Genomic DNA, 21511 nt, shown 5'->3' with positions numbered 1-21511 from the left:
ACTAGACGAACCGCCGGTGCCCGGCCCGGGCGGGAGCCCCGGCTTCGGCGAGCCCGCTCAGCACCGCCGGCAGCGGTTCCCGGTGCAGCACGCCGAGGCGCTGCGTGGCGCGCGTGAGCGCGACGTACAACTCGGCCGCGCCGCGCGGGCCTTCGGCCAGGATCCGCTCCGGTTCGACGACGAGGACGGCGTCGAACTCCAGGCCCTTGGTGGCCGACGGCGTCACCGCGCCGGGCACGCCCGGCGGCCCGATCACCACGGCCGTGCCCGCACGGCCGTCCTCGTCGCGGGCGAATTCGCCGATGGCGGCCGGCAGTTCGCCGTCCGCAACTTGTCTGGACCAGGGCCGGATCCCGCTCGCCCGCACCGATTCCGGCGGCCGCGCGTCCGGGGCGAACCGCGCGAGCAGGGCACCGGCGACGGTCATGATCTCCGCCGGTGTGCGGTAGTTCACGGTCAGTTCGCGGTACTGCCAGCGGTCGCCGACGTAGGGCGCGAGCACCGGGCCCCACGCCGTCGCGCCGGCCGCCGACCGGCGCTGGGCGAGGTCGCCGACGATCGTGAACGAGCGGCTCGGGCAGCGCCGCATCAGCACCCGCCAGTCCATTTCGGACAGTTCCTGCGCCTCGTCGACGACGACGTGCCCGTACGTCCAGTCCCGGTCCGCCGCCGCGCGTTCGGCGAGGTCGCGGGGGTCGCGCTCGACGAACCGCTCGGCCAGGTCCTCGCCGAAGAGCAGGTTCTCGGCGCTCAGCAGGACGTCTTCGTCCATCTCCTCGCGGTCCAGCTTGAGGACGTCCAGGACGCCGGCGGAGTACTCGGCCTCTTCCGCCGCCTGCCGCCGCCGGGCCGCGCGGTCGGCGGCCTCGTCGCGGCCGAGCAGGTCGACGAGCTCGTCGAGCAGCGGCACGTCCGAGACCGTCCAGGCGCCGCCGTCCGCGCGGAACAACGCGGGGTCGGCACCGGCGGCCGCGAGCCGGCGCGGGGACATGTACAGCGGCGCCAGCAGCGTCTCCGGCGTCAGCTCCGGCCACAGCGCGCCGAGCGCGGCGCCGAGCTCTTCGTGCTCGGCCAGCTCTTCGCGGACGTCGGCGCGGAGATCGGCCCACGCACCGCGGTCCTCCCGGGTCAGCCAGCCTTCACCGATCTTCGCCACCGCGCGCTCGGTGAGGATCGTGACGACGTGTTCGCGGAACACCGCGCGGGCTTCGTTGTGCGGCAGGCCCGACCGGCGCGCTTCGAGCCGGGCCTCGGCCGCGACGTCCGCGTCGAGGTCGACGGTGACGTCGGCCAGCTCGACCGGAACCGGTTCGTCCGGCACCCGCTGCCGGTCGGCGACCGCCGCCGCGAGGACGCCGGCCATCTTCGAAGATCCCTTGAGCCGCGCCACCTCCGGCGCGTCTTCGGCGGTGACGCGCAGACCGGGGACGAGGTCGCCGGTGGTCATGAAGACGGCGTCCGATTCGCCGAGCGACGGCAGCACGCGGCCGATGTGGTCGAGGAACAGCGGGCTGGGCCCGACGACCAGTACGCCGGTGCGCGACATCCGCTCGCGCCGGGTGTAGAGCAGGTAGGCGACGCGGTGCAGCGCGACGGCGGTCTTCCCGGTGCCCGGGCCGCCTTCGACCACCAGGACGCCCGCGTGGCCGAGCCGGATGATCTCGTCCTGCTCGGCCTGGATCGTCGCGACGATGTCCCGCATGCCCTCGCCGCGGGGTGCGGTGACGGCGGCCAGGAGCGCCGCGTCGCCGCGTTCGCCGGCACCGGGACGGCCGAACACCTCGTCGGTGAACCCGGTCACCCGGCGGCCGAGGGAATGGAACCGGCGACGGCGGTGCATGTTTTCCGGCGTCGCCGCGGTGGCGACGTAGAACGGGCGCGCGGCCGGCGCCCGCCAATCCAGGAGAAGGGGTTCGTAGTCGTTTTCGCCGTCGAAGAGACCGATCCGGCCGATGTACCCGCGTTCGCCCGAAAGGGCGTCCAACCGGCCGAAGCAAAGGCCGTTGTCGACGACGTTCAGCCGGGCGGCTTCCCGGGCCCGGACGCGCACGTCGGCGTCCCGCTCCACCAGTGCGATCCCGGTTTCCCCCAGCGCGGTCCGGTAACGGGCCCGCGCCTGCTCGCGTTCGCGGTCGAGCCGCGCGTACAGCCCGGCGATGTACGCGCGCTCGTCCCGCAATTCCTCGTCGTACCCCTGATTTGACAATTTCCCCTCACAGCGGTTAGACTGGCTCCAGGTTCGGCGGGTTCTCCTTGTTGTTTCGGAGAGCACGCCGATTTTTTATTGTCCACCCGCCGTCAAGGGGTTCAGCCCAGCATGAATTCGCGCGGGTTCAGCGGCCGGTCGACCACCCGCACGTCCCCCAGCAGCCCGGCGAAACTCCGGTCGACCTTCCCGTCGTAGGACGAGGCGCCGACCAGCCACGAGCCGCCCGGGGCGGCGAGCCCGATCGCCGGCGTCGACGGGTTCCGCACCACCGGGCAGCCATCGACGTACACGACCGTGCGGCGGCCGTCGTTGACCACGGCGACGTGCCACCACTTCTCCACCGCCAGCTCGTGACCCCAGTTCGTCGCGGTGCGGTCCTGGTTGAGCGGGTACACCGCCCACTGCAGCTCCCCACCGTCCGAAAGGGACAGTGTGGCGGCCGATTCCTTCGGGTCGTCGCCGGTCTTGCCCGCCGCCGCGCCGCTGCCCTGGCGGGCGAACAGGCCGCACCAGCCGTGGTGGCCGTCCTTGAAGTCCGCCGGCAGCCGGAAGAACGCCTCGACGGTGTAGCCGCGCTCGAACTTGAGCTTGTTCATCGGCGCCCGGTCGACGGTGCGCAGGTACGCGCCCCGGCTCGGGTCGCGGCCGCCGTCGAAGCTCAGGCTCGCCCGCGACGGCTGCCGCGGCGAGAACTCGCTCGAGTACTTCAGCTGGTCCGGCCCGCTGCCGGGCGCGGTGACGCGCGTGAGGTCGTTGCCGTGCCCGGTCTGGTCGCGCACGACGACGTCGGCCGGCACCGGCTTGCCGTCCTGCCCGCCCTCGAAGCGCCAGTAGGCGACGGTTCCCGGCACCAGGAGCTGCTTAGCCGGGCGCCCGGGCGGGACCGGCACCGGGGCGAAGCCCTTGAAACGCTCGGCGAAGTCGATCTCGAGGCTGAAGTAGTCGGCCGGCCCGCTGCGCTCGGCCTCGATCCGCTGCAGCTCGCTCAGGTGGTCCTGCGCGGCGAGCCACGGCGAGAACGTCCGGACGTCGACCACGCCGCGGGCGAGGTCGAACTGGTAGAGCCGGACCATCGCGCTGCCGCCGTAGTAGCGGTCCTGGTAGTTGGCGATATGCACGTGGACGTCGTGGCCGGCGGCGTTCTTGCGGACCGTGCGGCCGGTCGGCCAGTAGTGGCCGTTGAGCGTCAGGAAGATCTGGTCGTTGCCGTCGACGAGCTCCTTCCAGACGAGCTCGCCGAACGTCGAGAACTGGGCCTGGTGGTCGTCGTCGGCCCAGACGAGTTCGTGGACGGTGAGGATGGCGGGCAGCGTCGGGTGCTGCGCGAGGACCTGCTTCGCCCAGTTCAGGCCACCCGCGGAGGGCCGCCAGTCGAGGGCGAGCAGCAGCCATTCGCGGCCGCCGCCGCGGAAGACGTGGTAGCTGTTGTAGCCGTCCTCGGTGGCGCCGCGGAACGTCGGCGAGTTGCGCTGGCGCTGCGGGCCGAAGGCGTCGAGGTACGGCGACGGGCCGCGCTGGTCGTCCTTCGAACCGTCGATGTCGTGGTTGCCCGCGAGGGTGCTGTACGGGAACCGGCGGCGGTCGAGCGCCTGGAACGACCTGCTGATCCTGGCGAACTCGTCGGCGCGGCCGTTCTGGGTGAGATCGCCGAGGTGGGCGAGGAAGACAACGTTGTCAGCCGATTCGTCGAGGACGTACCGCAGCGAGGCGTCCAGCGGGGCCGCGTCGCCGCGGTCCTCGTCGAACAGGTACTGCGTGTCCGGCATGACCACGAGCGTGAAGCGCGGATCTTCGGCGTCGGGGCGGTGCCGGCCCTGGGCTTGGGCGGCCGGTGCGCCGAGGACGCCCGGCAGGGTCGCCGCGGCGGCGACGGCCGGTGCGCCGAGGAGGAAGGTCCGGCGAGAAGTGTCAGTCACGGGCCGGAAGCTACGGGCGCCGGCCGACCGCCCCGGCAACTGCTGCCGAACGCGGGATGAACAGCGGTACTGTTCGCCCATGAGCGGCCCGCGGGTGTTCCGGATGATCCAGCCCGTCGACGACGTCGAGGTCGCCGTCGCGTTCTACGCCGCCGTCCTCGGCCAGCCGGGTGAGCGGATCGCGCTCAACCGCCACTACTTCCGCTGCGGCGACGTCGTGCTCGCCTGCGTCGAGGCGCCGCCCGAGCACCGCGAGCCGCGCCCGGGCAAGGACCCGCGCATCGTCTACCTCGCGGTCGACGACGTCGACGAGACGTACGAGCGCGTGCAAGCCGCCCGGCCGCGCTGGATCGACGACGCCGTCGAGACGCAGTTCTGGGGCGAGCGGTCGTTCTACGCCGACGACCCGTTCGGCAACCCGCTCTGCTTCGTCCAGGAGGACACGCGCTACTCGGGCGGGCCCGTCGGCTGATCGTCGCCGCGCTGGTGCAGCCGGAACGGCATGACGAACCAGAGGATCCCGAAGATCAGCAGGCACAGCACGGCCATCACGCCCATCGCGATCCCGCCGTAGACGACCTTCGCGATCAGCGCGACCGTCGACGTGATCGCCAGGGCCAGGCAGACCAGCCCGACCAGGACGAGCCGGTTGCCGACGGTCAGGATCCGCTCCCGGCTCCCCGTGCGGAACAGCAGCCGGTGCCAGGCCGCGGGCGCGGTCAGCAGCGCCGTCGCCGCCACGGCGAGCGCCACCGCGGACAGGTGCAGCGACTTCTCGAAGCCGCTGGCGTCGTGGAAGCGGTCGGTGAACACGACCGAAAGCAGGAACCCGAACAGGATCTGCACGCCGGCCTGCGCGACCCGCAGCTCCTGCAGCAGCTCGCCGACGTTGCGCGTCAGCTGCTCGTTGCGGGTCTCGCCGGTGTGTTCGGGCACTCGAAAACCTTAACCGCGCCCGCGATCTCCCACCGGATGGGAAGAACGTGACTTTCCCCCACAATCCGGTCACTCGTTCGTGTGAAGATCATGGTGGCCACCGGCCGCGCTGGTTAGAGAGGGATCATGCGTCTTCTCCCGGCCCTTGCCGCCGCGGCCGCCCTCACCGCGTTCTTCCCCTCCGTCGCGTCCGCCTCCACGTCGCCCGTGCACGTCGCGACCGCGCACGGCACGTTCACCGCGTATGCCCCCAGCGCACACGCGGTGACGTACCGGCCCGATCTCGTGCCCGTCGGCGCCCGGGCGCACGTGTTCAGCCTCTCGGCGGCGCACGCCGGCACGTCGACCACGCTCGTCGTCACCGGCCTGCGTCCGGGCCGCGCTTACGGCGCCCACGCGCACGCTCAGCCGTGCGGCGCCACCGGTGACGCCGCCGGCCCGCACTTCCAGCACGTGCCGGACCCGGTGAAGCCGTCGACCGACCCCGCGTACGCCAACCCACGCAACGAAATCTGGCTCGACTTCACCGCCGACCGGCTCGGCACCGGCTTCGCCCGGTCCACTGTGGACTGGACGTTCGACGCGCGGCGGCCCCGCTCGGTGGTCGTGCACGAGACGCACACGCACACCGATCCCGGCCACGCGGGCACGGCTGGTGCCCGGCTCGCCTGCCTGGACGTGGACTTCTAGTCACCACCCCCAGGAGCGCTCGGGCACCACGCGGATGCGCACGGAGTACTCGGCGTCGAAGGCTTCCGGTGTCTCGAAACCGATCGCCGCGTAGTGGGAGCGGTACTTGTCGAGGTACCCCGGCGCCTCGGAGGCCTTCGCCTCGTCGACGGTCGCTTTCCCGTTGACCACGAGGATCGCGCCGCCGTGCTCGTCGCCGTTGAGGTGGAAGCTCACCTCGGGGTTCGCCGCGATGTGCCGGATCTTCGCGGTGTCCGGCTTGCTGAACACGACGACGTCGTCGCCGTCGAGCACGAACCACACCGGTCGTGGTGCGGGCCGCCCCTTCGGCGTGACGGTGGTCAGCCACGCGATGTTCTCGCCCGCCCGGTCGGCGAGCTTCGGTTCTGCCATTGTCGGTGCCCCCTGGCTCCTCGGTCCTGTGACCCAGGTAACCACGAGGCACCGACAATTCTTCCCGCTAGCGCGAGGCGACCCGGCGCGCGTACCGCGTCCCGGCCGCCAGCAGCACCAGCCCGGCGCCGAGGAAGGCGCCGACCCGGGCGAGGCCGTCGAGCGCCGAAAGGTCGAACAGCACCAGCTTGAGCACCGCGGCGCCGACCAGGACCAACCCCGTCACGCGCAGCCCGACGACGTCGATCCCGCGCAGCAGCAGGAGGAGCGCGGCGACCGTCCAGGACACCGTGATCAGCGCGTGGCCGAGCAGGAAGCCCGAGCGGCCGGGGACCGCGAGCAGCGACCCGCACAGCACCACCCCGGCGGCGCCGTACAGCGCCGCGACACCGGCGAGGAGCCACACCGGCAGGTCGTCGGCCGGGCCGCGGAACACCGCCAGGCGCGCCGCCGCCCACGGCAGCGCGACCGACACGGCGAGGATGAGCGCGGCAACCGCGAGCGACCCGGCCAGTTCGGCGGCCGAGCGGCCGCGCGGGACGATCAGCAGCGCGGGCGTGACGTCGAAGAACACGCCGATCAGCCCGCCGATCGCGGCGAAGCCGAGCGCGGCGCCGAGCGCGAACCGGTTGCGCCCGGCGACCGCGGCCACGACCAGCAGCAGCGCCTCGCCGAGCAGGACTCCGGCGCGGGCCGCGCCGTCGAACTGCGTGACGGTCGCCTGCAGGATCGCGAGCAGGCCGGCCAGCCCGGCCAGGTGCCCGGCGACGCCCGGCCAGAAGCGGCGCGCGGCCCAGACGGCGACCAGGAGGACGCCGGCGCCCGCCGTGATCGGCACGGCCTGCGCCTTCGGCAGCAGCACGGCGGCGATGAGCGTGGGGAGCACGGCCGTCGCCAGCACCGAAAGCGCGGCGGGGTCGTTCTCGCGGCGGCGCAGCACGATCAGCGCGAGCACGATCCCGGCGACACCGGCGCCCCCGGCCGCGGCGGTGTTGGCCCAGCCGCCGCCCTGCCCGAGCACCGCCGTGCTGATCACGGAGGCGAACAGCGGCGGGACGCCGGCGGCGAGCGTCAGCGACGACCAGTCGCGGCGCAGCTGCACCGGCGTCGTCGCGAGCTGGACCATGAGCAGGAAGGTGACCAGTTCGGCGGTGAAGCCGCGGGTGATCATCGGCGCGCAGACGACGCAGCCGACGACGACGGCGGAAGCCAGCAGCGGCGATTCCCAGCGCACGGCCACGAGCAGCCCGCCGACGGTGATCGCCAGCCCGGCCGCGAGCCCGGCGAGCACCGGCAGGAACTCGTAGAGCGACGTCGCGGCGACGGCGTCCAGGTAGAGCGTCGCGATCCCGGTGGCGGCGAGGGCGAAGGCCCCGGTCCGGCCGGCGGGCTTGCGGTGCAGCCACACACCGGTGCTGGTCAGCGCCAGCCCGAAGGCGGCGCCGACGAGCACCCGCGGCAGCGGCCCGAGCCAGCCCCGCTGGACGGCCAGCACCAGCAGCAGGACGACGCCGAGCAGCGTGACGGCCCCGCCGACCCAGGCGAGCACCCGGCTCCCGGCGCCTTCCTTGCCGAGCTTTTCGCCGAGCGTCTGCCGGGGAACGGGCTGGTAGGGCGGCTGCGGAGGGGGCGGGAAGTACTGCTGCGGCGGCGGCTGCCACTGGTACTGCGGCCACGGCGGCATCGGCTGGGGCTGCGGTTGCGGCTGCGGCGGGGGTTGCGGCGCGGCTTGCGGTTGGGGCTGCGGAGCCGGTTCGGGCTTCGGCTGCTCGGTGCGCGCGGTCCGCAGTTCGGCGCCCACCAGGGCGAGGCGACGCCCCAGGTCGTCGATCTCGCCGGCGAGCCGGAGGAGCACATCCGCTTCGGTGGTCATACCGGACAGGGTCACGCACCGGCGCCCACCTGCGGATCCGTAGCACTACTCAAACCCGGGTCACGTCCTGGTCGCGGCCCGCACCTCGTCCATGGTGGTCATGATCGAAACGGTCTCGGCCAGCGGCATGTGGGGGCTCTCGACCTCACCGTTCGCCAGCCGGAGCGCGACCTCGTCGGCCTGGTACCGCAGGCCACGCCCCTCGTCGACGTACTCGAAGCGGCTCCGGTCGCCTTCGCGCGGGATGAGCGTGAAGGAGGCGGGCGCGTAGAAGGCGCCCTCGATCTCGATGCGCGCCTCGGTCCCGACGATCGACGCGGTGGTCGGCGACACCGCGCCGAGCGTGCAGCTGAGCACGGCCTGCGCACCGCCGGCGTAGCCGAACAGCATGGACATCTGGGCGTCGACGCCGGTGAAGGCGGGCGTCGCCATGGCCGCGACGCGCTCGGGTGCACCGAGCACCATCGAGGCGAAGGAGACGGGGTAGATCCCGAGGTCGAGCAGGGCGCCACCGCCGAGTTCGGGGGCGAACAGCCGGAACCCGGGGTCCTCGGCGAACCACTGCCCGTGGTCGGCGAAGACGGTGACGACGTCCCCGAGCCGCGGCAGCAGCTCACGGATGTGCCGGACGTGCGGGAGGAACCGCGTCCACATGGCCTCCATGAGGAAGAGGTTCTTGTCCCGCGCCAGCTCGACGAGGTCCCGCGCTTCGGCGGCGTCCATGGTGAAGGGCTTCTCGACGAGCACGGGCTTGCCGGCTTCGAGCGCGAGCCGCGCGTTGCCGTGGTGCAGGGGGTGCGGCGTGGCGACGTAGACGACATCGATGTCAGGATCGCCGGCGAGAGCTTCGTAGCTGCTGTACCGCGTGGGGATGTTCCTCGGTTCGGCGAAGCGCTCGGCGCTCTCGGCCGTCCGGGACCCGACCGCGGCGACGACGCCGGAGGTGGTCAGCCGCAGGTCGTCGGCGAAGGCCTTGGCGATGCCACCGGTACCCATGATTCCCCAGCGCAGGGGCTTGTCGTTCATGACCGCGAGCCTAGGCGTCCTGGTCGGACATCGTCGTGTCGAAGACCTCGCCCCAGCGTCCTTCGTGGTCGGGGATCTCGGTGTCCGTCGACGTCACGAGCCGCCAGGTCGGCGGCCACGCGCGCTTCGCCGCCGTCTCGGTGACGTCGAGGCGGGCGTAAGGGAAGACGTCGGTCCCCTGGTGGAAAACGCACCCGCCGAACAACGCGTCGTCGCGGAAATCGGTGCGGCGGAACGTCGACGGACCCAGGAATTCGACGTCGGTGAACACGGCGCTGTCGAGAAACACGGTGCCGGCCAGGCTCGCGAGGTCGTGGAACTTCGCGTCGTCGAAGACGGTGGCGTCGTCGAACCGGGCCCCGCCGAAGACCGCACGCCCCTGGAAATCGGCGCCTCGGAACATGGCCCCGGCCTCGAACGCCGTCCCGGTGAAATCGACCGCGCCGAACTCGGCACCGTTGAAGACGGCGAGCTTGGCGAACCGGGCGCCGTCGAAGCTCGAGCAGTCCACGAACGCGCCACCGAACTCGGCGTGGTCCTCGAACCGGGTTCCCTGGAACAAGGCCGTGGATTCGATCCGGGCACAGCGAAAGCTCGCCCGGCCCCGGAACGTCGCCCGGTCGAAGGTCGCCTGCCGCACGACGCAGCCGGCGAAGTCGAAATCGTGCAGGACCGCGCCGGTGAGATCGATGTCGAGGCCGGGCCAGGCCGCGGCGCCTTGGAGGTGACTGTTCAGGACGCGCTGGACGGTCGACCGGACGTGCTGCTCCTGCTCGTCGGGCACACCGGGGTTGCGCAGATAGGCGCAGAACACGTGCACCACGGTCTGGCGCTGCCCGGGGTTGCTCTGCCCGAGCCGTTCGAGCGCGTAGACCCCGGCCAGCCGCACCGGAGCCGTGTCCGCGCCGAGCAGTTCGGCCGATTTGGTGTACAGCTCGGTGATCCGCCGCTCGACGGCGTCCCGGTTGTTGTCGGCGGCGACTTCCCGCTGCTGCTCCAGCGTCCGTTCCAAGGTCCGTTCACGCTGCAGGTGGTCGGCTTCGGTGGACCGCTGCCGCCGCCAGGCCAGGAACAGCGCGAACACCCCACCCCCACCGACGGCGATGCTCAACCCGACCCGGACGGCGTCGAGCCGCGCCCCGGCCAGGGTGCCGCTGACGTTCACCCACCAGATCAACGCGACCACCGCACCCCCGGTGAGCAGGCCGAGGAGGAGCGCGACCAGGAGAACGGTCCGCCCCGGCAACGGTCGCACCGGCTCGGGCGCGGCGGGTTCGGCCATGGTGGGCATGGTGCCGCACCGCCCTGGTCCGCGGGACGGGAAAACTGCGCAGCCACCTCGGTCGGTGCCCCTGGTCGACGTGATCGACACCACAAGCGACAATGGAGGACGTGACCGCCACCCTGAGCAAGCCCGCCCTGAAGATCGGCCCCTACCAGGTCGATCCCCCAGTCGTGCTCGCTCCCATGGCCGGCATCACCAACGTCGCCTTCCGGCAGCTCTGCGCCGAGTACGGCGCCGGCATCTACGTCTGCGAAATGATCACCGCCCGCGCCGTCGTCGAACGGCACCCCGGCACCATGCACATGATGACCTTCGGGGCCGACGAAAAGCCCAGGTCCATGCAGCTCTACGGCGTCGACCCCAAGACCATGGCCGAAGCCGTCCGGATCATCGTCGGCGAAGGGCTCGCCGACCACGTCGACTCCAACTTCGGCTGCCCGGTCGCGAAGGTGACGCGCAAGGGCGGCGGGGCCGCGCTGCCGTTCAAGCGGAAGCTGTTCGAGGCCATCGTGCGCGAGTCCGTGCGCGCGGCTGGTGACGTGCCGTTCACGGTCAAGTTCCGCATCGGCATCGACGACGACCACCGCACTTTCCTCGACGCCGGCCGCATCGCCGAGGCCGAGGGCGCCGCCGCCGTCAGCCTCCACGCGCGCACCGCCGCCCAGCGCTACTCCGGCCAGGCCGACTGGACGAAGATCGCCGAGCTGAAGGAAGCCGTCACCAGCATCCCAGTGCTGGGCAACGGCGACATCTTCAGCGCCGCCGACGCCCTGCGCATGGTCGACGAAACCGGGTGCGACGGCGTCGTCGTCGGCCGGGGCTGCCTCGGCCGCCCGTGGCTGTTCGGCGAGCTCGAAGCCGCCTTCGCCGGCCGCCCGCTGCCGACCCCGCCGAACCTGGGCGAGGTGGCGCGCGTCCTGCGCCGGCACGCCGAGCTCCTCATCTCCCACGACGGCGAGACCAAGGCCCTGCGCGACCTGCGCAAGCACATGGCCTGGTACTTCATGAACTTCCCGGTCGGCGCCGAACTCCGCCGCGGCTTCGCGATGGTGTCCGGCCTGTCCGAGCTGGACGACCTCATCGGCCGCCTCGACCACGACGCCCCGTTCCCCGCCAACGCCGACGGCCCCCGCGGCCGCCAGGGCAGCCCGGGCAAGGTCACGCTCCCGCACGGCTGGCTCGACGACCCGGACGACGACTGCGTCCCGGAAGCGGAAGACATGCACTCAGGCGGCTGAGGCTCACCCCGAACAGCAGCACCCCCAGCGGCACGTGCACGACCTTGACGTGCGCGATCCCCAACGCCACCTGAGCGAGCACGAGCCCGAGAAAGACCACGGCGAACAGGATCGGCCGCGGCGAGCCACCTCCCGGCTTCCACGCCAGAACCGCCGCCACCACCTGCACCACCGCGACGCCGAACACGGTGTACGCGGCGGCGCTGTGCAGCGGGTGCCCGCTCCGGGTGGTCAGCAAGAGGCCGGCGGTGACGGCCGAGAGGAAGACCGCGAAGGTCTCCGAAGCACGCAAGAACGTTCCCATGCGAACCCGACGACGCAGCCCCGTGGAACGTGAGGCCGGATCAGCGTTCCGTCTGCTTGGCGACCGCGCCGATCGCCACCGCGGCGGCACCGCCCATGATCGCGTAGACCAGCGACCTGCGGTACTCGGCCAAGTCCGGCTCCGGTTTCAGCCGCCCGAGGTTGCCGAGGACGCCGAGCGCCGAAAAACCCACGACCACGAGGGCGACCGAGGTGTCCAGGCTCGGCGCGCTGTTGCTCCGCAGGTGCACCTGGAGCCAGGCCGCCATCGCGTCCGGGTACCAGTCGTAGGCGTCGAGACGTTCCCGATGAGCATGAGCACCGCGAGGGCCGACCCCACGGCGATCGCCCCCATCACCACGCCCTTGCGGCCGCTGCCCGCGATCGCCGTGCTCCGCAGCTGGTCGACGAACAGCTGCCCGACCGTGGCGACGGCGAGCAACGCGAGCACCACCTGGACCACCACGACCACCACCGCGCCCAGTGCGTCCCAGAAACCCTGCGGCACCAGCCCCAAGAGCAGCCCGAGCCCGCCGAACACCGCGATCGCGCCGACCACCCACGCCAGCGCCACCGCGAGCGGCTTCACCCACTTCTTCGCGGCGTGACGCCAGAGGACGAGCACTCCGACGAAGACGATCGCCGGAACCACCCACCACCAGCTCGTGAACAGGAAGACCACGAAGTCGCGGACGGCCCGCCCGATGCCACCGAAGAAGCCGAACACGGCGATCAGCACCGTGGCCACGAAGGCACCGACCTTGAAGATGACGAAACCGACGCAGCCGAGCAGGTGCGGCAGGACGGCGGTGAGGGCGGCGACCACGACGCCGATCGCGAACAGATCGGGCCGCCAATGCCGGAGCGAGACGAGCAGCAACGCACCGAGGTAGCCGAGGAGCGCGTAGCCGAGCCAGGTCAGCAGACCGGGCACGCCGGACAACGTCGCGTCGAGCCACCGGCTCGCGGTCGCCGGCTCGGTCAGCCATTCCCAATCTTCGCGCTGGGCGAGCGCCGTCGCCCCCTTCGGCAAGCTGGCGAGGAGGAAGACCGCGCCGACGATCAGCGCCAGCACCAGGCGTGCGAGCTGCGTTCCCACCTGTCGCCCCGCGGTGGCTGACGGGCGTTGGGTCGTGACAACCATGGCCCCCGAGTCGCCCCGGGGACACGACCTGTTACCGCGCCTTCCGCGAAAGTTGTCCACGACCGGGCCCGTGACATCTGTCAGGCCGAAGTCGTGGCGGACGACATCCGTCCCCGGACCCTCGCCGCGACAAGCTTTTCGCATGACGAAGAACGGTTCCCCGCTCCAGACCCTCGCCGTCGAGATCGCCGTCCCGATCGGCGTCTACTACGGGCTCCACGCGCTCGGCGCGAGCGTCTTCCTCTCGCTCGCCCTCAGCGGTGTCGTCCCGCTCGCCCGGACGCTCCACCAGTTCGCCAAGGACCGCACCCTCAACGGCCTCGCGCTCGTCGTCCTGGTCACGAACGTCGTCGGCATGCTGCTGACCTTCGTCTCCGGCGACGCCCGCATGATGATCGCGAAGGATTCGCTCGGCAGCGGCATCACCGGGCTCGTCATCCTCGTCTCCGCGTGCACCGCGGCGCCGATCATGACCAAGACGATCCAGCCGTTCCTCACCCGCGGCAAGGCGGAGAACGAAGCCGCGTGGGAACGCCTCAGCGGCACGCCGAAGTTCTCGCGGATCATGCGTCTCACCAGCGTCATCTGGGGTATCGGGTTCGTCCTCGAGTCCGCCGCCCGCGTCATCGGCGCCTTCACGCTGCCGATCGAAACCATGGTGTGGCTGAGCACCGTCATCTTCGTGGGCGCGTTCGCGGTGATGATGGTCGCCGGCGGCAAGGTCGCCGAGCAGGCGGGCAAGCTGATCGCCGCCGAGGCGAAGGCGGACGCCCGGCCGCTCGTCGCCGCTTGACCTGCGACGATGCCAGGGTGTACAGGTGTGTACATGTACAGCAAGCGGCAGCAGCTGGTCGGCGACCTCACCGGCCTGATCCGCTCCGGGCGCCTCGCCAACGGCGAACGCCTCCCCGGTGAGCACCAGCTCGCCCTGCAGTACCAGGTCAGCCGCGGCACGGTCCGCAGCGCGCTGTCCGAGCTGCAGCAGCTCGACCTCATCTCCACCCAGGCCGGCGTCGGGTCGTTCGTCACCTTCGACGGCGTCCAGCTCGACCAGCGGATCGGCTGGGCCCGCGCCCTCGCCGACGCCGGCGCGCCCGTCACCACCGAACTCCTCGGCATCGAAACCGTCCGGGACCAGGCGCTCCACGAGGAGTTCGGGCCGGAGACCTACGTCGCCGTCCGGCGGCTGCGGCAGGAGCACGACCGCGGGGTTTCCCTGGAAACCGCCACCGTGCCCGCCGTCGGGCCGCTCGCCGAACTCCCCGAAACCGGCCTGCGCGACGGCTCCCTCACCAAGACCCTCGAAGCCGCCGGCCTGGTCTCCGTCGGCGGCGACCAGTGGATCAGCACCGAACGCCTGGACGCCTGCGCCGCCGAACTCCTCGGCCGCAGCATCGGCGAACTCTTCCTCCGCGCCGAGCGCACCTCGGTCGACGCCGAGGGCAGGCTGGTCGAGCGGGTGGTCAGCCTGCTGGACCCGGACCGCTTCCAGTTCCACCTCACCTTCGGACACCGGTGAGCGCGCGGGACCGGGCGCTCGGCGCGTTCACCGGCCTGGCGGTCGGCGACGCGCTCGGCATGCCGACGCAGTCGATGTCCCGCGCCGCGATCGCCGCCACCTACGGGCCGGTCACCGGCCTGCTGACCGCCGTCGCCGAGCAGCCGATCGCGCCCTCGATGCCCGCCGGGTCGATCACCGACGACACCGAGCAGGCCGTCCTGCTGGCCCGGCTGCTCATCGACGGCCGCGGCACCGTCGAGCCGCACGTCTTCGCCGACGCCCTGCTCATCTGGGAAGCGGACATGGTCCGCCGCGGCTCCGCCGACCTGCTCGGCCCGTCGACGAAACGCGCGCTTTCCCGGCTGCAGAACGGCGTTCCGGCCGAGGAAGCCGGCCGCACCGGCACCACCAACGGCGCCGCCATGCGGGTCACGCCGGTCGGCATCGCCACGCCTTCGGAGGACCTGCACCGCCTGGTCGACGCCGTCGTCGCGACCGCGCGGGTCACGCACAACACCAGCCTCGGCATCGCGGCCGCCGCCGCGGTCGCCGCCGCCGTTTCCGCCGGGATCGACGGCGCGAGCCTGCCCGAAGCGCTCGACGCGGGTGAGCGCGCCGCCGTCGTCGGCGGGGAGCGCGGGCACTGGGCGCCCGGCGGGGAGATCGCCGCCCGGATCGGCTGGGCCCGCGGCTGGGTGCGGGGCATGGCGCCGGCCGCCGTCGCCGACGCGGTCGCCAGGGTGATCGGCACGTCGGTCGCGTCGCAGGAGTCCGTCGTGGCCGCGTTCGCGCTGGCCGAGGCCATGGGCGACGACCCGCCGGCGGCGCTGCGGCTGGCCGCCGGGCTGGGCGGCGACACCGACACCGTGGCCGCGATCTGCGGGGCGATGCTCGGGGCCGCGCACGGGGTCGACGCCTTCCGGCCCGACGTCGTCGAGACCGTGCTCAGCGTGAACCGGCTGGAATTCGGCCCGCTGGTCGACGAGCTCCTCAAGCTGCGCCGTCGATGACCGGGCGGCTGGTGCACACCGGGCAGGTCGTCCTCGACCTGGTCATGGCGGTGCCGGCCCTGCCCCCGCCGGGCGGCGACGTCCTGGCGACGTCGACGAACCTCTTGCCCGGCGGCGGGTTCAACGTGATGGCCGCGGCCGCGCGGTCCGGCGCGCGGGTGCTCTACGCGGGCACCCACGGCACCGGTGCGCTGGGCGACCTCGCACGCGCCGCGCTGGCCGCCGAGGGTGTCGAACTGGCCCACGAACCGACGCCGGAGCTGGACACCGGCGTCGTCGTCGCGCTGGTCGACGCGAGCAGCGAGCGCACCTTCGCGACCGGCACCGGCGCCGAAGGACGGCTGCGACCCGATCTGCTCGACCAAGTCCTCCCAAATGATGACGACGTGGTGTACGTGACTGGCTACAGTCTGTTGCACGAGATCAATCGCAGGGCTCTCGTCGAGTGGCTGCCCCGGCTGCCCGGCTCGAGGGTCCTGTTCGACCCCGGCCCGCTGGTGGCCGAAATCGACCCTGGAGAACTCCATGACGTACTGTCCATTGTAGACATTCTGAGCTGCAACGCCCGCGAAGCCGGCGTGCTGGGCGAGCTGCCACCGGTCGCCGTCGTCCGCGAGGGCGCGAAGGGCTGCCGCGTGCACGAACACGGCCGGACCACCGAGGTCCCCGGCTTCGCGGTCGACGCGGTGGACACCAACGGCGCCGGCGACACGCATTGCGGCGTACTGGCCGCGGAGCTGCTGCGCGGCAGTACCCTCCTCGACGCCGCCGTGCGCGCCAACGCGGCGGCCGCGCTTTCGGTGACCCGGCCCGGCCCGGCGACGGCGCCGAGCCGGACGGAGATCGACCACTGGGTGGAGGCCACGACATGAGCGGTTCCCGCAGGCTCGAGGTGGAGACCAACGGCCTCGACGTAATCGACGACGCCGAGCGGCGCGGCAGGCCACGGCAGCTGTTCTGGCCGTGGTTCGGCGCGAACGTGTCGGTGCTGGGGCTGAGCTACGGCTCGTTCACCCTCGGCTTCGGCATCTCGTTCTGGCAGGCGCTGGTCGCCGGCGTCGTCGGCATCCTGTTCTCGTTCCTGCTGTGCGGGTTCATCGCGATCGCCGGTAAGCGCGGGTCGGCCCCGACGATGCTGCTCTCGCGCGCGGCCTTCGGCGTCCGCGGCAACCGGCTGCCGTCGGCGATCTCGTGGCTGCTGACGGTCGGCTGGGAAACCGTGCTGACGGCGCTGGCGACACTGGCCACGGCGACGGTGTTCGACCGCCTCGGCTGGGGCGGCGGCACGGTGACGAAGGTGGTCGCGCTGGTGGTCGTCGCGGCGCTGACCGTCGCCGCCGGCGTGCTGGGCTTCGACGCGATCATGAAGCTGCAGACGTGGATCACGTGGATCACCGGCGTGCTCACGGTCGTCTACGTGGTGCTCGTGGCCGGCGACGTGCACTGGCCGGCGGTCAGCGCGCTGCCGTCCGGCTCGGCGCAGCAGTGGGTGGGCGCGCTGGTGTTCCTGATGACCGGCTTCGGCCTCGGCTGGGTCAACGCGGCCGCGGACTACTCGCGCTACCTCCCGCGCTCGGCGTCGGGCCGCGGGGTGGTCGGCTGGACGACGTTCGGCGCGTCGGTGGCGCCGCTGGTGCTGCTGGTGTTCGGGCTGCTGCTGGCCGGCTCGTCGCCGGACCTGAACAAGGCGATCGCGGCGGACCCGATCGGCGCGCTGACGACGTTGCTGCCGCTGTGGTTCCTGGTGCCGTTCGCGATCGTCGCGGTGCTCGGGCTGGTCGGCGGCGCGGTGCTGGACATCTACTCGTCGGGCCTGGCGCTGCTTTCGGCCGGGCTGCGCGTGCCCCGCCCGGTGGCGGCGCTCGTCGACGGCGTGCTGATGGTGCTGGGCACGGTCTACATCGTGTTCTTCGGCGGCGAGTTCCTCGGCCAGTTCCAGGGTTTCCTGGTCACGCTGGGCGTCCCGGTGGCGGCCTGGTGCGGCGTGATGCTCGCGGACGTCCTGCTGCGCCGCCGCGACTACGCCGAGCGGGAGCTGTTCGACCCGGCGGGCCGCTACGGCGACGTCCGCGTCGAGCCGATCGCAGTGATCCTGGTGGCGACGACGCTCGGCTGGGGCTTGGTGACGAACTCGTCCGCGGACTGGCTGAAGTGGCAGGGCTACCTCCTGGAGCCCCTCGGCCTCGGCGGCCGCGACGGCGCATGGGCGTTCGCGAACCTCGGCGTCCTGGTGGCACTGGCGCTGGGCTTCCTGGCCACATTGCTGACGCGGCAGCGGGTCCGCGCCCAGGAGGCGGCATGAGAGCGGTCCTGGCGGTCATCGACCTGCAGAACGTCTTCGCCGACCCGGCGAGCCCGTGGTTCACCCCACGCTTCGCCGAGGTCGTCCCCCCTATCCGCCGGCTGGTGACAGCGTTCGGCAACGACGTCGTGTTCACGCGGTTCGTCGCACCCGCGAGCCCGGAAGGAGCCTGGAAGCAGTACTACGCGCAGTGGCCCTTCGCCCGGCAGCCCCCGGACGCCCAGCTGTACCAGGTCGTCGACGCGTTCCAGCCACCATCCACAGTGGACGCGACCACCTTCGGCAAGTGGACGCCTCGCCTAGCAACCCGCGTCGGCGGTGCCCGGTTGGTTCTGGCAGGCGTCTCGACGGACTGCTGCGTCCTGTCGACAGCCCTGGCCGCAGCGGACGCAGGCGTCGCGGTCACCGTGGTGTCCGACGCATGCGCTGGCGTGGACGACGAAAGCCACGCGAAAACCCTCGACATCTTGCGGCTCTACAGCCCCTTGGTGACGGTGGCCACAACGGAGGAGGTGCTCGGCTAGGCTCGGCTCGGTGAGTCTCGAAGCCTCGGCGATCGCGTTGACGACAGCGGTGGTCAAGGCCGCCGCGAAGATCTGGCTCGGCGACCGCCCGATCGCCGCCGACGCGAGCGTGAAGGTGTTCGACCTGCTGGAGAAGCAGGTCACCGGCCTCAACGACCGCCGCAAGCTCCGGCTGCTGTTCACCAACCTGGAGTCGCGCGTCGCGGATCGGCTGCTGCCGTTCGTCGACGTCGAGTTCCGCGCGCTGGCCGAAAACGAGCGGGCCGCGGCGGTGGACGCCGTGCGCGAGACGTTCGACCGCGCCGCTCTGACCGACGACGACCTGTTCGCGACCGACCTCGACGCGGCGTTCCTCTACCGCTACCTGCGCCGGACCGTCTCCGGCGTCACCACGCTGCTCCCGGCCGACGGAACCGAGCTGTACAAGCGGGTGCTTCGGGAGTGCTGCGCGTACCTGGTGCAGGTGACGAGCACCCTGCCCCGCTTCCAGCCCGGCGCGCTGGTGACGGTGCTCCGCCGCGAGACGGAGATCCTGGAGGCGGTCCGGAACGTCCTGGCGGCGTTGCCCGAACGCCGTCACCCGGACGACTTCGCGGCCGACTTCCGTCGCCAGGTGGTCACGGCGCTCGACCGCATGGCCCTCTACGGCGCGGGCCTGACCGACGCGACCCGGCTGTACCCGCTTTCGGTCGCCTACCTGAGCCTGAGCGTCACCTCCGACGACGACGCCGCGGCCGGCGACCGGATCGAGCACGTCCTGCCGCGGACGTCCCGGATCCTCCTGCGCGGCGAAGCGGGCTCCGGCAAGACGACGCTCCTGCAGTGGCTGGCCGTGCAGTGCGCGAGCCGCCGCCTGCGAGACGTCGACGGCTGGGAGGACCTGGAGCCGTTCCTCCTCCGGCTGCGGCGCTTCAGCCACGCCCCGCTGCCGGCGCCGGAGCGCTTCCTCGACGAGATCGGCAGGCACATCGCCGACGAAATGCCGGCCGGCTGGGTACAGCGGCACCTGCGCGAGGGCCGGGGCGTCCTGCTGGTCGACGGCCTCGACGAGGTCCCCGACGACCGCCGCCGCGAGGTGCGCGACTGGCTCCGCGAACTCGTGGTGGCGTTCCCGCGCGCCCGCTTCGTGGTGACCACCCGCCCGGCCGCGGTGGCCTCCGCCTGGCTCCACGGCGAGGGTTTCACCGAAGTCCGCCTCCAGCCGATGACCCGCCGCGACGTCCGCACGTTCGTGACCCGCTGGCACTCGGCGTTCCCCGGCGAAACCCTCGACGACGAACGCGACACCCTGCTCGCGGCCATCGGCACCCGCAGCGCGTTGCGCCGGCTCGCCGAGAACCCGTTGCTGTGCGCACTCTTGTGCGCCCTGCACCACGAAGGCAGCGGGCACCTGCCGGACAACCGCATGGAGCTCTACGACGTCGCCCTGCGCATGCTCCTCGACAGCCGCGACGCCGAGCGGCGGATCGAAGCGACCGTCCGGCTTTCGCTGACCGAAAAACTGGTGCTGCTCCGCCACCTCGCGTACTGGCTGGTCCGCAACGGCCACACCGACGCCACGACCGGCGACACCGAACGCCGGCTCGCCGCGAAACTCCGCTCGATGGGCCAGATCGACGTCACCCCGCGCACGGTGTTCCGCCACCTCCTGGACCGCGGCGGCGTGCTGCGCGAACCGGTGCCGGGCCGGATCGACTTCGTGCACCGCACGTTCCAGGAGTACCTCGCCGCCCAAGCCGCGGTCGAAGAGGACGACATCGGCATCCTGACCGCGAACGCGCACCTGGACGAGTGGCGCGAAGTCGTGGTCCTGGCCGCGGGTCACGCTCATCCCGCGCAACGCGAAGTCCTGCTGGAGGGAATCCTCGACTGGGCCGCGGATGAGAAGCAGCGGCTGAAGCTCGACCTGGTCGCGTTGGCGTGCCTGGAAACCTCGCCGGAAATGAGCGAGCGGCTGCGCAACGAGATCGAGGACCGCGCCAGCAGCCTGATCCCGCCGAAGTCGTTCGTCGAAGCGGCGGCGCTGGCGTCGGCCGGTGAGTTCGTGCTGGACCTGCTGCGCGACTGCGATCCCGACAAGCCGCTCTCGGCGGCGGCGACCGTGCGCACAGCGGCGCTGATCGGCGGACCCCAGGCCCTCGAACTGCTGGCCCGGTACGGATCTCACCCGGATCCGGTCGTCGCGATGGAACTGGTCGCGGCGCGGGGGCAGTTCGACCCCGCCGAGTTCGCGGAACGCGTGCTCGCCGACTCCCCGCTGCTGGACGGGTTCCTCACCGTCACCGACCCCGGGATGCTGGCCGGCCTGGACCGGCTGCGCCGGCTCGTCCGGCTGACCTGCTTGTTCAGCGATGGGTACGGCCGGCTCGACTTCGTGCGTGACCTCCGCCGGCTGGAATCACTCGAGGTCGAGGACACCGCCGGGTACGACCTGCCGTCGCTGGCGGGTACCGGGCTGACCCGGCTGGCCCTGACCGGCCCGGCGTTGCCACGCTCGCTCGACCTGGCACCGCTCACCCAGGTGCGCCAGCTGACTTCGTTCGAGACCCGCGTCGAGACCCACGGCTGGGCCGCGCTGGCCGAGCTGCCGGATCTCCGGCACCTGCAGCTGAGCTGGATCGACGATCCCGGACGGCTGGCCGAGCTGACACCGCTGACCGGCCTGGCCTCGCTTTCGCTGAGCCACGCGTTCCGGTTCACCGATCTGACTCCGCTGGCGTTCCTCGAAGAGCCGGTGTCACTCAGCTTCCAAGATTGCCAAGCTCTCGAAGACCTGAGCCTGCTCGGGCGCTGGGCGGACGGGTTGCAGCGGCTGCGGCTGATCGCTTGCAGCGCCCTGGAACCGGCGCCGATCGCGGGGCTGACCGGACTGCGGCTCCTCGACCTCACCGGCGTGAACCTGGCCGACGCTTCGCTGCTTTCGGGACTCGAGCAACTGAGGGATCTCCGGATCCGCGCCGAGACCACCGTGCTCGACCTGGCGCCGCTGGCCGGTCTCCGGCACCTCGAAAGGCTGACCGTGCGGGGTACCGGCGTGCTGGACCTGCGCCCGCTGGCCGGGCGCACCGGGCTGCACGTCCTGACCGGCAACCACATCGAGGTGCTCGGGTTCGACCGGCTGGGCGCGGACTGCGCCCTGCTGCCGCTCCAGGACCGTTGAC

18 protein-coding genes are annotated in these 21511 nt (G+C 72.0%); 10 read left to right on the top strand and 8 right to left on the bottom strand.

What is annotated here, in order from left to right; all coding sequences use genetic code 11:
* Position 1 precedes the first annotated feature (1 nt).
* A complete protein-coding gene (gene helR / locus AB0B33_RS34445; RefSeq protein WP_360779578.1) occupies positions 2-2206 on the bottom strand; it encodes an RNA polymerase recycling motor ATPase HelR in 2205 nt (734 codons plus the stop codon).
* Positions 2207-2307: 101 nt separating this feature from the next.
* Positions 2308-4125: a LamG-like jellyroll fold domain-containing protein gene (locus AB0B33_RS34440; protein ID WP_360779575.1), complete on the bottom strand. Its 1818-nt coding sequence runs from the start codon at positions 4123-4125 to the stop codon at positions 2308-2310.
* A 79-nt stretch (positions 4126-4204) separates the two neighbouring features.
* Here AB0B33_RS34440 and AB0B33_RS34435 point away from each other — a divergent pair, with 79 nt between their 5' ends.
* The gene (locus tag AB0B33_RS34435; protein WP_247016998.1) at positions 4205-4597 is read left to right on the top strand and encodes a VOC family protein; all 393 of its coding nucleotides are present in this window, start codon (positions 4205-4207) and stop codon (positions 4595-4597) included.
* Here the strand turns inward: AB0B33_RS34435 and AB0B33_RS34430 are convergent.
* On the bottom strand, positions 4573-5061 hold the full coding sequence (locus AB0B33_RS34430) for a DUF6328 family protein (RefSeq protein ID WP_360779572.1): 489 nt from the start codon (positions 5059-5061) through the stop codon (positions 4573-4575). The two genes, AB0B33_RS34435 and AB0B33_RS34430, sit on opposite strands and share 25 nt — an antisense overlap.
* 126 nt (positions 5062-5187) lie before the next feature.
* On the opposite strand from AB0B33_RS34430, the gene AB0B33_RS34425 reads away from it, so the two are divergent.
* On the top strand, positions 5188-5751 hold the full coding sequence (locus tag AB0B33_RS34425) for a superoxide dismutase (protein ID WP_360779570.1): 564 nt from the start codon (positions 5188-5190) through the stop codon (positions 5749-5751).
* Here AB0B33_RS34425 and AB0B33_RS34420 read toward each other — a convergent pair whose 3' ends face one another.
* The 4 genes from AB0B33_RS34420 to AB0B33_RS34405 all read right to left on the bottom strand — a co-directional run bounded on the left by AB0B33_RS34420 (position 5752) and on the right by AB0B33_RS34405 (position 10325).
* Positions 5752-6144 (bottom strand): TIGR03667 family PPOX class F420-dependent oxidoreductase, encoded by a 393-nt coding sequence (locus AB0B33_RS34420; protein WP_247016992.1) that lies wholly within the window; start codon positions 6142-6144, stop codon positions 5752-5754.
* 67 nt (positions 6145-6211) lie between these two features.
* Positions 6212-8017: a DUF2339 domain-containing protein gene (locus AB0B33_RS34415; RefSeq protein ID WP_360779566.1), complete on the bottom strand. Its 1806-nt coding sequence runs from the start codon at positions 8015-8017 to the stop codon at positions 6212-6214.
* 60 nt (positions 8018-8077) lie between these two features.
* On the bottom strand, positions 8078-9043 hold the full coding sequence (locus tag AB0B33_RS34410; protein WP_360779563.1) for a Gfo/Idh/MocA family oxidoreductase: 966 nt from the start codon (positions 9041-9043) through the stop codon (positions 8078-8080).
* A 10-nt stretch (positions 9044-9053) separates the two neighbouring features.
* Positions 9054-10325: a pentapeptide repeat-containing protein gene (locus AB0B33_RS34405; protein WP_360779560.1), complete on the bottom strand. Its 1272-nt coding sequence runs from the start codon at positions 10323-10325 to the stop codon at positions 9054-9056.
* 101 nt (positions 10326-10426) lie between these two features.
* Between AB0B33_RS34405 and dusB the strand changes: the two genes are divergently transcribed.
* Positions 10427-11566 (top strand): tRNA dihydrouridine synthase DusB, encoded by a 1140-nt coding sequence (dusB, locus tag AB0B33_RS34400; RefSeq protein ID WP_360779558.1) that lies wholly within the window; start codon positions 10427-10429, stop codon positions 11564-11566.
* Positions 11567-12017: 451 nt separating this feature from the next.
* Here dusB and AB0B33_RS34395 read toward each other — a convergent pair whose 3' ends face one another.
* Positions 12018-12968 carry a hypothetical protein gene (locus tag AB0B33_RS34395; RefSeq protein WP_360779555.1) on the bottom strand — a complete coding sequence of 317 codons (951 nt, stop codon included), beginning with the start codon at positions 12966-12968 and terminating at the stop codon, positions 12018-12020.
* A gap of 187 nt (positions 12969-13155) precedes the next feature.
* Here AB0B33_RS34395 and AB0B33_RS34390 point away from each other — a divergent pair, with 187 nt between their 5' ends.
* Genes AB0B33_RS34390 through AB0B33_RS34360 form a run of 7 tightly spaced genes read left to right on the top strand, consistent with a single transcriptional unit; the run spans position 13156 to position 21510 of the window.
* The gene (locus tag AB0B33_RS34390) at positions 13156-13806 is read left to right on the top strand and encodes a VC0807 family protein (protein ID WP_360779552.1); all 651 of its coding nucleotides are present in this window, start codon (positions 13156-13158) and stop codon (positions 13804-13806) included.
* A gap of 33 nt (positions 13807-13839) precedes the next feature.
* The gene (locus AB0B33_RS34385) at positions 13840-14532 is read left to right on the top strand and encodes a GntR family transcriptional regulator (protein WP_360779550.1); all 693 of its coding nucleotides are present in this window, start codon (positions 13840-13842) and stop codon (positions 14530-14532) included.
* Complete coding sequence (locus AB0B33_RS34380) at positions 14529-15524, top strand: ADP-ribosylglycohydrolase family protein (protein ID WP_360779547.1); 996 nt, start codon at positions 14529-14531, stop codon at positions 15522-15524. The genes AB0B33_RS34385 and AB0B33_RS34380 overlap by 4 nt, the downstream gene beginning before the upstream one ends.
* On the top strand, positions 15521-16396 hold the full coding sequence (locus tag AB0B33_RS34375) for a PfkB family carbohydrate kinase (RefSeq protein ID WP_360779545.1): 876 nt from the start codon (positions 15521-15523) through the stop codon (positions 16394-16396). The genes AB0B33_RS34380 and AB0B33_RS34375 overlap by 4 nt, the downstream gene beginning before the upstream one ends.
* Positions 16393-17826, top strand: a complete 1434-nt coding sequence (locus AB0B33_RS34370) for a cytosine permease (RefSeq protein WP_360779543.1) — start codon at positions 16393-16395, stop codon at positions 17824-17826. The genes AB0B33_RS34375 and AB0B33_RS34370 overlap by 4 nt, the downstream gene beginning before the upstream one ends.
* Entirely contained in the window at positions 17823-18350 is a 528-nt protein-coding gene (locus AB0B33_RS34365) for an isochorismatase family protein (protein WP_360779540.1), read from the top strand. Before AB0B33_RS34370 ends, AB0B33_RS34365 begins: the two co-directional genes overlap by 4 nt.
* A gap of 10 nt (positions 18351-18360) precedes the next feature.
* A complete protein-coding gene (locus AB0B33_RS34360) occupies positions 18361-21510 on the top strand; it encodes an NACHT domain-containing protein (protein ID WP_360779537.1) in 3150 nt (1049 codons plus the stop codon).
* Position 21511: the final 1 nt, after the last annotated feature.

The organism is Amycolatopsis sp. NPDC049159 (assembly GCF_040648295.1).
GTDB classification, from domain to species: Bacteria; Actinomycetota; Actinomycetes; order Mycobacteriales; family Pseudonocardiaceae; genus Amycolatopsis; species Amycolatopsis pretoriensis_A.
Note: the sequence above shows the minus strand (reverse complement) of the source record. Positions and strands in the feature narration are given on the sequence as shown.

Bases quoted from the DNA above. Each gene is read 5' to 3' on its own strand.
- AB0B33_RS34375 (WP_360779545.1), top strand. From the start codon at position 15,521: ATGACCGGGCGGCTGGTGCACACCGGGCAGGTCGTCCTCGACCTGGTC.
- AB0B33_RS34370 (WP_360779543.1), top strand. From the start codon at position 16,393: ATGAGCGGTTCCCGCAGGCTCGAGGTGGAGACCAACGGCCTCGACGTA.
- AB0B33_RS34405 (WP_360779560.1), bottom strand. From the start codon at position 10,325: ATGGCCGAACCCGCCGCGCCCGAGCCGGTGCGACCGTTGCCGGGGCGG.
- AB0B33_RS34365 (WP_360779540.1), top strand. From the start codon at position 17,823: ATGAGAGCGGTCCTGGCGGTCATCGACCTGCAGAACGTCTTCGCCGAC.
- AB0B33_RS34390 (WP_360779552.1), top strand. From the start codon at position 13,156: ATGACGAAGAACGGTTCCCCGCTCCAGACCCTCGCCGTCGAGATCGCC.
- AB0B33_RS34410 (WP_360779563.1), bottom strand. From the start codon at position 9,043: ATGAACGACAAGCCCCTGCGCTGGGGAATCATGGGTACCGGTGGCATC.
- AB0B33_RS34415 (WP_360779566.1), bottom strand. From the start codon at position 8,017: ATGACCACCGAAGCGGATGTGCTCCTCCGGCTCGCCGGCGAGATCGAC.
- AB0B33_RS34435 (WP_247016998.1), top strand. From the start codon at position 4,205: ATGAGCGGCCCGCGGGTGTTCCGGATGATCCAGCCCGTCGACGACGTC.
- AB0B33_RS34385 (WP_360779550.1), top strand. From the start codon at position 13,840: ATGTACAGCAAGCGGCAGCAGCTGGTCGGCGACCTCACCGGCCTGATC.
- dusB (WP_360779558.1), top strand. From the start codon at position 10,427: ATGGAGGACGTGACCGCCACCCTGAGCAAGCCCGCCCTGAAGATCGGC.
- AB0B33_RS34425 (WP_360779570.1), top strand. From the start codon at position 5,188: ATGCGTCTTCTCCCGGCCCTTGCCGCCGCGGCCGCCCTCACCGCGTTC.
- AB0B33_RS34420 (WP_247016992.1), bottom strand. From the start codon at position 6,144: ATGGCAGAACCGAAGCTCGCCGACCGGGCGGGCGAGAACATCGCGTGG.